Origin of the sequence: Bradyrhizobium sp. Arg237L, assembly GCF_029990105.1 — a bacterium.
In the GTDB taxonomy this organism is placed as follows: Bacteria; Pseudomonadota; Alphaproteobacteria; order Rhizobiales; family Xanthobacteraceae; genus Bradyrhizobium.
Map to the genome: position 1 here is coordinate 1 of NZ_JAQMIL010000138.1, position 9796 is coordinate 9796.

At 63.9% G+C, this 9796-nt stretch carries 8 protein-coding genes; 2 read left to right on the forward strand and 6 right to left on the reverse strand.

Annotated features, from left to right (window positions below; all coding sequences use genetic code 11):
* The first annotated feature begins 851 nt into the window (after positions 1 to 851).
* On the forward strand, positions 852 to 1976 hold the full coding sequence (locus OZ411_RS42010) for a hypothetical protein (protein ID WP_130579642.1): 1125 nt from the start codon (positions 852 to 854) through the stop codon (positions 1974 to 1976).
* Positions 1977 to 2089: 113 nt separating this feature from the next.
* Here OZ411_RS42010 and OZ411_RS42015 read toward each other — a convergent pair whose 3' ends face one another.
* The 6 genes from OZ411_RS42015 to OZ411_RS42040 are packed head-to-tail and all read right to left on the reverse strand — an operon-like array spanning position 2090 to position 7978.
* On the reverse strand, positions 2090 to 2590 hold the full coding sequence (locus OZ411_RS42015) for a nucleoside deaminase (RefSeq protein WP_282532662.1): 501 nt from the start codon (positions 2588 to 2590) through the stop codon (positions 2090 to 2092).
* Positions 2590 to 4122 carry an ABC transporter ATP-binding protein gene (locus OZ411_RS42020; RefSeq protein ID WP_282532663.1) on the reverse strand — a complete coding sequence of 511 codons (1533 nt, stop codon included), beginning with the start codon at positions 4120 to 4122 and terminating at the stop codon, positions 2590 to 2592. The genes OZ411_RS42015 and OZ411_RS42020 overlap by 1 nt, the downstream gene beginning before the upstream one ends.
* Positions 4119 to 4802 carry an isochorismatase family cysteine hydrolase gene (locus OZ411_RS42025; protein WP_282532664.1) on the reverse strand — a complete coding sequence of 228 codons (684 nt, stop codon included), beginning with the start codon at positions 4800 to 4802 and terminating at the stop codon, positions 4119 to 4121. The genes OZ411_RS42020 and OZ411_RS42025 overlap by 4 nt, the downstream gene beginning before the upstream one ends.
* 23 nt (positions 4803 to 4825) lie before the next feature.
* Positions 4826 to 5752 carry an ABC transporter permease gene (locus tag OZ411_RS42030; RefSeq protein WP_282532665.1) on the reverse strand — a complete coding sequence of 309 codons (927 nt, stop codon included), beginning with the start codon at positions 5750 to 5752 and terminating at the stop codon, positions 4826 to 4828.
* Position 5753: 1 nt separating this feature from the next.
* Positions 5754 to 6872, reverse strand: a complete 1119-nt coding sequence (locus tag OZ411_RS42035; protein WP_282532666.1) for an ABC transporter permease — start codon at positions 6870 to 6872, stop codon at positions 5754 to 5756.
* Entirely contained in the window at positions 6869 to 7978 is a 1110-nt protein-coding gene (locus OZ411_RS42040; protein ID WP_130579647.1) for a BMP family ABC transporter substrate-binding protein, read from the reverse strand. Before OZ411_RS42040 ends, OZ411_RS42035 begins: the two co-directional genes overlap by 4 nt.
* A 327-nt stretch (positions 7979 to 8305) precedes the next feature.
* Between OZ411_RS42040 and OZ411_RS42045 the strand changes: the two genes are divergently transcribed.
* The gene (locus OZ411_RS42045) at positions 8306 to 9583 is read left to right on the forward strand and encodes an allantoate amidohydrolase (protein ID WP_282532667.1); all 1278 of its coding nucleotides are present in this window, start codon (positions 8306 to 8308) and stop codon (positions 9581 to 9583) included.
* Positions 9584 to 9796: the final 213 nt, after the last annotated feature.

Below are 9796 nucleotides of genomic sequence, written 5' to 3' on the forward strand. Positions count from 1 at the left end.
TGTTGCACGGGACCCACGGGTGCAACCAGCACCCGGCTTTCCCTGCGCCCTCTGATATCGAGGAGGGTGAAACGAGACGCAAAGCTCGGGCGCAACGCGCCGCGAGAACGCGAACTCACATCCCCTCACACACTCCACCGTCATGCCCCGCGAAGGCGGGGCATCCAGTATCCGGCGGCCTCTCGGCTCAAGCACGGCTGCCTCTGGAATACTGGATCGTCCGCCTTCGCGGACGATGACAGCGGATGAGCTGTTTGACATTTGAATCAGAACTCACCCCGCGTCGTCCCGGGCTTGCCCCATGACCCATAACCACAGGCCTTTGTTGTGTCCCCCGCTACAACAGCTTGCTCCTGCCACAACACCTCCCTGTGGTTATGGCTCCCCCGCCTTCGCGGAGACGACACTGAGAATGATGTGAGCCGCGCTACTGACTTCTTTTGCGGCTTCCACTCCGCGCGGACGTCATTCGATCGCTGTTGCATATTTGCGACGGTCGAGACAATTCGAGACTGTCTAAGCAGTGCTGACAAAAAGTTGAGCAGCCAAGTTTCGACTGTGTACGATTACGCGTGGTGATCGTGCAGCGTCGCAAGGCGCTGCGCTCAAACGCCGCAGAAAACCAATAGAAATAGGCAAAAGCGGAAAATGCGCGCCACGCGCGGAGGTTGCTTGGGCGTTTGCGCCTCGCCGCTGGCCACTCCCTAAAACACTGACGTTGCAGTCGTTACGTGCCGAAACTTGCAGCACGCTGTGAAAAAACTTGAGGCTTCTCACTTCAGGGGAACGGCGCAAGTGTCGTTGCGAAGGGCCTCGAACTTTCGCACGTCAACTTGGGGGTACACACGAATATGCTCAGTCTTCGAAACCTGGCAGCCGCGGCACTGTCACTTGCCACACTCGCGCCCGCCGGCTTCGCCAGCGCGGCCGACCTGCCGGTCAAGGCGCCAAAGCCCGCGCCTGATTTGCCGTTCTTCCTGCTGGTCGATAACCGCGTAACCTTCTCCTGGATGCCCAAGGGCACCGATCCCGGCGTGTTCTCCATTCAGCCGAACGGTACGATCAACGGCACGACGGCCAAGCAGGTCTACTCGTTCACCCACTTCGACATCTGGACCTACGGCACCAACTTCTTCACGATCTCGATGTTCAAGTCGGGTCAGAACGATCCGGCTTCGCCGTGCTCCAATGCCGGCGTGCTGATCACTGGCGCGTCAGCCAATTGCGCCGGCGCCACCGAAATCTACGGCCTGTTCCGCTCGACCTTCGGCTTCAATCAGATCTTCAACACCAAGGCCTTCAACGTCGGACCGCTCACCAACGTCTCCTTCGAAGTCGGTATGGACGGCAACAGCGAGAACAACTTCCTCGCCCCGGCCAAGCGACAGGTCGTCGCCGGTCTGCAGTTCGAATTCGCTCTGCCCTACAAAGGCTACTTCAACGTGTCGCCGTTGGCGTCCTGGGAGTTCTCCAACCACAACGCCTTCAACCAGTGCGGACTGTTCGGTCCCGGCATTCCGTATCCGGCTCCCGGCGCCACCTGCCTTCCGGACGGCAATACCAGCTTCAATCCGACCTGGGCGGTCGAAACCAACTACTACATGGACCTCGGCTTCCTGCCGGAATACATGCAGTACTTCTCGATCAGCGGCCGCGCCGCCTGGTACGGCAAGAAGGGTGACCAGAACAATCCGCTGGTTGGCTTCGGCACCGGTCCGTTCAGCACCGGCACCGCAGTTGAGTTCAACAGCGAGCCGATCCGTCTGACCTTCGACGCCAGCAAGGCGGTCTGGGGACCGAAGTACACCCACTTCGTCGATCTCTGGGTTGCCTACCGCTACTGGCAGAACAAGTTCGGCCTCGACCACAACGCAGCGCCTGGCGTCTGCACCCTCACCAACGCGGCCGGAGTGACGTACAGCACCAATAGCTGCACCGAGTCGACGGTCTACGGCGGTATCACCATGAAGTTCTAAGCACCTGACCCGTTCTCCAGGTGAACTGGGCGCCGCGATGAACCCGCGGCGCCATTTTTTTCTTAAGAGCGCGGACAAGACGCAGGCGAGGTAGGTTGGCAGTCCTTCGGGCGCTATTTCTGCCAGAGGCCGGCGTGGAGCTTCGCCGCCTCGTCCTCGATCAGCGGTCCGACGACATCGGTCGGTCGCTGTCCGGTGCGGAATACTTCGCGGCAGGGCAGGTCGAGGGTCGGATTTTCCGGATGATTGCCGGTGATCTCGCGCAGGCGATGTTCGCTTAACGCATAGACCAGGCGCCCGATGCCGGCCCAGTAGATCGCGCCCGCGCACATCGCGCAGGGCTCCGCGGACGAATAGAGCGTGGCGTGCTGGAGGACCTCAGGCGCCAGCGTCGTGCAGGCCTTGGTCGCGAGCAGGCGCTCGGCATGCGCGGTGCCGTCACGGGAGGGCATGTAGCCGTTCTCGACTTCCATCAGCACGTTGCGATTCTGGTCGACCAGAACCGAGCCGAAGGGATGATTGCCGTGGGTGACGGAGCGGCGGGCGACCTCGAAGGACCGGCGCAGGAAATGCAGGTCAGCCTCGTCCTGGGTGAGCGCAGAAATATCCGTCATCAATGTCCCGCCATGTGCCGCCCGATCTCGGTGAGATCGGCTTCGCTGGCGCGGGCCTCGTGGACGAGCTCACCGTGGAACATCACCACCAGACGGTCGGAAAGTTCGAGCAGTTCGTCAAGGTCTTCGCTGACGAGAAGCACCGCCGCGCCGCGGTTGCGCGCCGCCATGATCTCGGCATGGATCTGCGCCACGGCGGCGAAATCGAGCCCGAAGCAGGGATTGGCAGCAATCAGCACCTCGACCTCGCCGCCGAGCTCGCGCGCTAGCACCGCCCGCTGGACGTTGCCGCCCGAGAGCGCGGAGATAGGCGTATCCGGTGTGCGGGTCTTGATCTTATAGAGGCCGATCTTGCGTTCGGCATTCCTGCGAAAGGCCGCGCCACTCAGCCACCAGCCGCCCTTGGCGAAGGGGGCGCGGTCGAATTCGCGGAAGGCGATGTTGTCGGCCACGCTCATGCCGCCGACGCAGGCGTTCTTGAGCGGCTCCTCGGGCAATAGCGACATCTTGTGCCGGCGCATCTCCTCGCGCGTCGCCGAATAGCGCTCGCCGCGGATGCGGACTTCGCCGCTCTCGGCGTCGCGCTGGCCGGCGAGCACTTCCACGAGCTGGCGCTGGCCATTGCCGGAGACGCCGGCGATGCCCACGATCTCGCCGCCGCGGACCGTGAGCGAGACGTTGTGGACGGCCACCGCCCCGGCATCGTCGAGTGCGGTGAGGCTGTTGAGCTCGAGGCGCGCCTCGCCGACTTCGCCGACGCGGGGCGGCTGCACGGTCAATTGCTCGGCGCCGATCATGGTGCGCGCCATGGCATCCGGCGTGAGCTCGGCGACGCGGCCCTGGCCGGCGAGTTTTCCACGCCGCAGGATGGTCACCTCATCGGCAAAGGCCATCACCTCGCGGAACTTGTGCGTGATCATCAGGATGGTCAATTCACCTGATACGACCATCGCGCGCAGCATGCCCAAAACTTCGTCGGCCTCGCCCGGCGTCAGCACCGAGGTCGGCTCGTCCAGGATCAGGAAGCGCCGCTTCAGATAGAGCTGCTTGAGGATCTCGCACTTCTGCCGCTCGCCGGCCGAGATGTCGGAAACCTTGGCGTCCAGCGGCACCTTGAATGGCATCCGCGCGAGGAACGCCTCGAGCTCTTTCTTCTCTCTGCCCCAGTCCACTACGGCCGGCACGTCGTCGCGCGCCAGCACGAGGTTCTCCGCGACCGTCATCGCAGGGACCAGGGTGAAATGCTGGTAGACCATGCCGAGCCCGAGCGCGTGCGCGTCCTTCGGGTTGCCGATCTTCTGCTCACGCCCGCTGATCAGGATGTCGCCCTGGGTTGCGTGGTAATAGCCCATGATGCACTTCACCAGCGTGCTCTTGCCCGCACCGTTCTCGCCGAGCAGCGCGTGGAAAGAGCCGGGACGCACCTTCAATTCGACATTGTCGAGCGCCAGGAAATCGCCAAAGCGCATGGTCATGGCGATGGCATCGACACCGAAGGCGCCGGTGGGGGCGGGCGTCTCGCCGATGATCACGAGATCGCTCCGATCAGGTCGGCGGATTTCGCCACCGCGCCGAACACGCCGCCCTGCATCTTGATCATCTTCAGCGCATGATCGTGATTGCTCTTGTCGGTCGCGCCGCAGCAATCCTCAATCAGCACGCATTCGAAGCCGCGGTCGTTGGCCTCGCGCATCGTGGTATGGACGCAGACGTCGGTGGTGATGCCGGTCAGCACGATGTTCTCAATGCCGCGCAGGCGCAGCATCAGCTCCAGGTCGGTCGCACAGAACGAGCCCTTACCGGGTTTGTCGATGATCGGCTCGCCCGGCAGGGGTGCAAGATCGGGAATGATCTCCCAGCCGGGCTCGCCGCGCACCAGGACGCGGCCGCAAGGACCGGGATCGCCGATGCCGGCGCCGATCTGGCGCGAGCGCCAGCGCTTGTTGGCGGGAAGGTCGGCGAGATCGGTGCGGTGGCCCTCGCGGGTGTGGATGATGTGATAGCCCTGGCTCCGCATCACCGCGAGCAGGCGCTTGATCGGCTCGATCGGCGCCCGCGTCAGCGAGAGGTCGTAGCCCATCTTGTCGACATAGCCGCCGACGCCGCAGAAGTCGATCTGCATGTCGATGATGATGAGCGCGGTGTTTCCCGGGCGGAGATCGCCATTGTAGGGCCAGGCGTAGGGCTCGGACTTGATGGTGCGCTCGGGCATGGACGACCTCGTTGCTGCGCGTGTTATCGGGTGATGGAAAGTTCGGCCGGCGCGCCGATCAGCGTCCGCTTCGGCGAGCAGGTGATGATCATGATCGCGAGCGTCAGGATGTACGGCGCGGCGTTGAACAGGTGATAGCCCGAGGTGACGCCGACGGATTGCAGCGCCGGTCCCAGCGCCGCCGCGCCGCCGAAGGCGAGCGAGGCCCACAGGCAGAGCAGGGGATCCCAGCGCGCGAAGATCACGAGCGCGACCGCGGTGATGCCCTGTCCGCTCGAAAGGCCTTCGTTCCAGCTTCCGGGATAGAACAGCGACAGGAACGATCCGCCGATCCCGGCAAGGAAGCCGCCGACCATGGTGGCGCGCAGCCGGATCAGCAGCACCGAATGGCCCATCGCCCGCGCCGCGTCCGAGCTTTCGCCGGCGGTGCGGATCAGGAGCCCCCAGCGCGTGGTCTTGAACGCCCAATAGAGAGTGGGGGCGATTGCGACGCCGATCAGGAACAGCACATTGATGCGGAGTGCGGCGCGGACCTGCGGAATGTCGCTCCACCAGCCGAAATCGATCGCGGGCAGCCGCGGCGCGGTCGGTTCGATCAATGGCTTGCCGAGGAAGAAAGCGAGCCCGATGCCGAACAGCATCAGCGCGATGCCGACCGCGACGTCGTTCACGCGCGGCAATGAGCAGATGCCGGCATGGAGCGCGCCGAGCAGCGCGCCGGTGACGCCGGCGGCAAGCACGCCCAGCCAGGGCGAGCCGGAGAGATAGGAGATGCCGTAGGCGCTCATCGCGCCCATCACCAGCGTGCCCTCGAGGCCGAGATTGATGCGGCCGCTCCGCTCGGTGATGCATTCGCCGAGACTGACGAACAGGAACGGCGTCGAGACACGGATGGCGCCGCCGAGCACGGCGAGCGGGACGGTCCACAGCCCGATCGATGCGTCTGCCATGTCAGGACTTTCCTTTCAGGAAGCCAATGCGTCCGTAGAGCGCGTCGCTGGCCAGCACGAACACGAAGATGATGCCCTGCAGCACCAGGACGGAAGCGTCGGGCAGTCCGAGCCGTCGCTGCAGGAGGCCGCCACTGGCGCTGATGCCGCCGAGCAGGATCGCGACCGGAATGACCGCGAGCGGATTCTGCCGCGCCAGGAAGGCGACCAGGATGCCGGTGAAGCCGTAGCCCGCGGCGAGATTGGCGTTGGTGCGGCCCTGGACGGCGGCGACCTCGATCATGCCGGCAAGGCCCGCGCAGGCGCCGGCGAGAAAGCAGATCGTCATGATCAATTTGCCGACGCCAAGTCCGACGATCTTCGCGGCGCGGATATTGCCGCCGGCGACACGTGCGGCAAAGCCGAAGGTGGTGTGATAGATCAGGATGTAGGAGGCGATCGCGCAGACGAGGCCGAACACCAGGCCCCAATGCACGTCGGTGCCGGGGATGGTGCCGATCATGTTGGCGGCGCCGATCTCCCGCGTCGACGGCTTGTTGAGACTGGAGGGATCGCGCATCACGCCTTCGACGAGATGGTTGAGGATGGCAAGCGCGATGTAGACCAGCAAGAGGCTCGAGATCGTCTCGTTGACGCCGCGATACTGACGGAGCGCGCCTGATAGCGTGATCCACAATCCGCCGCCGATCACGCCGGCAATGACCATCGCGATCTGCACCACCAGCGGCGGCGCCCATTGCATGGCGAGCGCCGCGCTGGTCGCGGAGAGCGCGCCGATCAGGAGCGCGCCTTCGCCGCCGATGATGACCATGCCGAGCTGCGCCGGCAGTGCCGTGCACAGCGCGGTCAGGATCAACGGCGCGGCGCGGGTCAGCGTGTTCTGCCAGGAGAACCAGGTGCCGAACGCGCCCTGGTACATGTAGAAATAGAGATCGAGCGGATTCTTGCCGTAGAGCGCGACGAACACGCCGAAGGTCGCGAGCGCGCCGATCAGGGCGGCGCCCGGGATCAGGATGTACTCGATGGCGGCGCCGTAGCGCTGCAGGAAACCGGGATCGGCGGCCGGGGCGACCCCGACCGCCTCGACTGCCTCGGCCGAGTCAGCCGTGTCCGTCGTCACGAAGTCGCTCCGATCACGCCTTCGATCAGATAGTCCATCTTCTCGAGCTCAGGATCCTTCTGGCCGCGCTCGATGCCGGACGCGATCACCGTCTTGCCCTTGTTGTCGAGGATCGGTCCCTTGAAGATGGTGTATTCGCCGGCGACGAGCTTTGCCTTCATCTCGTCGGCATGCTTGCGCGCTTCGGCCGAGACCGCTTCGCCATAGGGCGAGCATTTGACGATCTCTTCCTTCAGGCCGCCACGATAGAAGTTCGGGATCGATTCGCCCGACGCGATCATCTTCAGGAATTTCGGATAGAGCGCTTCCCAGTTCCATTCGGCGCCGGTGAGATAGGCCTTCGGCGCGAGCGGGGATTGGTTGACATGGTAACCGCAGACAAAAGCGCCGCGGCGAGCAGCGTTCTCGACCATCGTCTTGGGGCCGTCGACATGGCAGGTCAGCACGTCGACGCCCTGGTCGATCAGGCTGTTGGTGGCCTCGGCTTCCTTGACCGGCATCGACCAGTCGCCGGTGAAAATCACCTGCGTCGTCGCCTTCGGGTTGGCGAGCTTGGCGCCGAGCGTGAAGGCGTTGATGTTGCGCAGCACCTGCGGGATTGGCTTGGCGGCGACGAAGCCGAGCTTGCCGCTCTTGGTCGAATAGCCCGCAACGATACCGGAAATGAACTGCGCCTCGTCGATATAGCCGAAATAGCTGCCGGCGTTCTTCGGGTCCTTCTCGGTCCACAAGCCGCCGCAATGCTCGAAACGGATCTTCGGATATTTGTTCGCTATCTTGACCATGTGCGGACTGAAGTATCCGAACGAGGTCGGGAACAGCAGCGTGGAGCCGTCGAGATTGATCATGGACTCCATGGTCTTCTCGACAGCATCGGTCTCCGGCACCTTCTCTTCCTCGACCACCTTGATGCCGGGCAGTTTCTTCAGCGCCGCCGCGCCTTGCGCGTGCGCCTGGTTGTAGCCGTAGTCGTCACGCGATCCGACATAGATGAAGCCGATGGTGGTCTCGGCCGCCTGCGCCGTGCGCGCGCCGATCGTGCCGCTGAGCGCCAGCGCGGCGCCGCCTTGCAATAAATGCCGTCGTGAAATCCTGCTGAAATCCATTGCCTGCTCCCCTGGGGCGGTCCGGCCGCCGGTCGTTGCGCATCCGCGCCAACGGCGGAGCTTAGGCGGGGTGTCGCAAGCTTCGTGCCAGAGCCTATCTGGCGGGCATGAAATACCAATTTATTGAAATAGCTTGGGTATTATTCGATGCCGTATTCCGCTCAAACTTTGAGCGATGCTGCGTCAGCCTAATTATTGAGCGTTACCAGACAATTGTATGCAAGGCCGCTGAGCACTATTTGGGGCGTTGATCGTGCGCCAAGGGGCTGGCATTGAACTTGTATCGATCCCGACGCCGGCATCGAAGCGGCGCTTTACTGGAAAAGCATGAGCAAGAAAGACGCGGCGGGAGCCGGGACCAGACCATCTTTGCTTGGCGAGGAGATCGTTGCCCGCATCGACCAGCTTGCGGCGATATCGGAGACGCCTGAGCATTTGGCGCGAATCTATCTGACGCCCGAGCACCGCAAGGCGGCCGATCTCCTTCTGTCCTGGATGCGCGAGGCCGGGATGAGTGCGCATCTCGACGCGATCGGCAATGTCTGCGGCCGTTACGAGGGCGAGAGGCCTGGCCTGCCGAGCCTGATGCTGGGCTCGCATTACGACACCGTCCGCGACGCCGGCAAATGGGACGGACCGCTCGGTCTGATCACGGCGATCGCCTGTGTCGCCGATCTCAACCGACGCGGCCGCCGATTGCCGTTCGCGATCGAGGTGACTGGCTTTGCCGACGAAGAAGGCGTGCGCTTTGCCTCGACGCTGCTCGGCAGCCGCGCGGTCGCCGGCACTTTCGATGAAAGCGTACTGAACGCGCGTGACCACGCCGGCATTTCCATGCGCGAGGCGATGATCGCCTTCGGGCTCGATCCCGATCATATCGGCGCCGCCGCGCGCACCCGCCGCGAAGTGCTTGCCTATGTCGAACTGCATATCGAGCAGGGCCCGGTGCTGGAAGAGAAGGGGCTGCCGGTCGGCGTGGTGACCGCGATCGCCGGCGCCACGCGGCTTGCGGCAAAGATCACGGGCATAGCCGGCCATGCTGGTACGGTGCCAATGGCACTCCGGCGCGATGCGCTCGCGGGCGCCGCCGAATGCATCACGGCGATCGAGGGTTTCTGCAAGAGCGACGGTGGCGGTCTCGTCGGCACTGTCGGCTATATCGATGCCAGGCCCGGCGCCACCAACGTGATCCCGGGATTCGTCTCCTTCACCATCGACATCCGCGCGCCCACGGATACGCATCGCAAGCGCGCGGTCGCCGATATCGTTCGTCAAATCGAGACCATCGCGAAACGCCGCTCGCTCGCGCTGCAACTCGACGTCACCCATGAGAACCGCACCGTGCCCTGCGCGTCCTGGCTGAAAGCGCAGGTGGCGGAGGCGGTGGCCGGCGAGGGATACCCCGTGTTCGAACTGCCGAGCGGAGCGGGGCATGACGGCATGGCGATGATTGATGTCGCCGACGTCGCCATGCTCTTCGTCCGCTGCCGCGGCGGCATCAGCCATCACCCCGACGAGCATGTGGATCTCGCCGATGCCGACGCTGGCGCGCGGGTTTTGCTGCGGCTCATCGAGAATTTTCGGTCGAGCGAAGGGGCAACGTAGGGTGGGCAAAGCGAAGCGTGCCCACCATTCGCGAGCGGTGCAAGAGATGGTGGGCACGGCGCAAGAGCGCCTTTGCCCACCCTACGGCTTGATCGCGAATTTTCGGCCGCTTGGATATCGCCGTAACATCGTAGGATGGGTAGAGCGAAGAGACTGGGCAAGAATCTTGGCTGATAGGCCGATGCGTGTACGATTCGGTTATGCCGAATCATA

What these genes read in the sequence shown, in the direction of transcription:
- OZ411_RS42010 (WP_130579642.1), top strand. Translation starts at nt 852, where the DNA reads ATGCTCAGTCTTCGAAACCTGGCAGCCGCGGCACTGTCACTTGCCACA.
- OZ411_RS42015 (WP_282532662.1), bottom strand. Translation starts at nt 2,590, where the DNA reads ATGACGGATATTTCTGCGCTCACCCAGGACGAGGCTGACCTGCATTTC.
- OZ411_RS42025 (WP_282532664.1), bottom strand. Translation starts at nt 4,802, where the DNA reads ATGCCCGAGCGCACCATCAAGTCCGAGCCCTACGCCTGGCCCTACAAT.
- OZ411_RS42030 (WP_282532665.1), bottom strand. Translation starts at nt 5,752, where the DNA reads ATGGCAGACGCATCGATCGGGCTGTGGACCGTCCCGCTCGCCGTGCTC.
- OZ411_RS42040 (WP_130579647.1), bottom strand. Translation starts at nt 7,978, where the DNA reads ATGGATTTCAGCAGGATTTCACGACGGCATTTATTGCAAGGCGGCGCC.
- OZ411_RS42045 (WP_282532667.1), top strand. Translation starts at nt 8,306, where the DNA reads ATGAGCAAGAAAGACGCGGCGGGAGCCGGGACCAGACCATCTTTGCTT.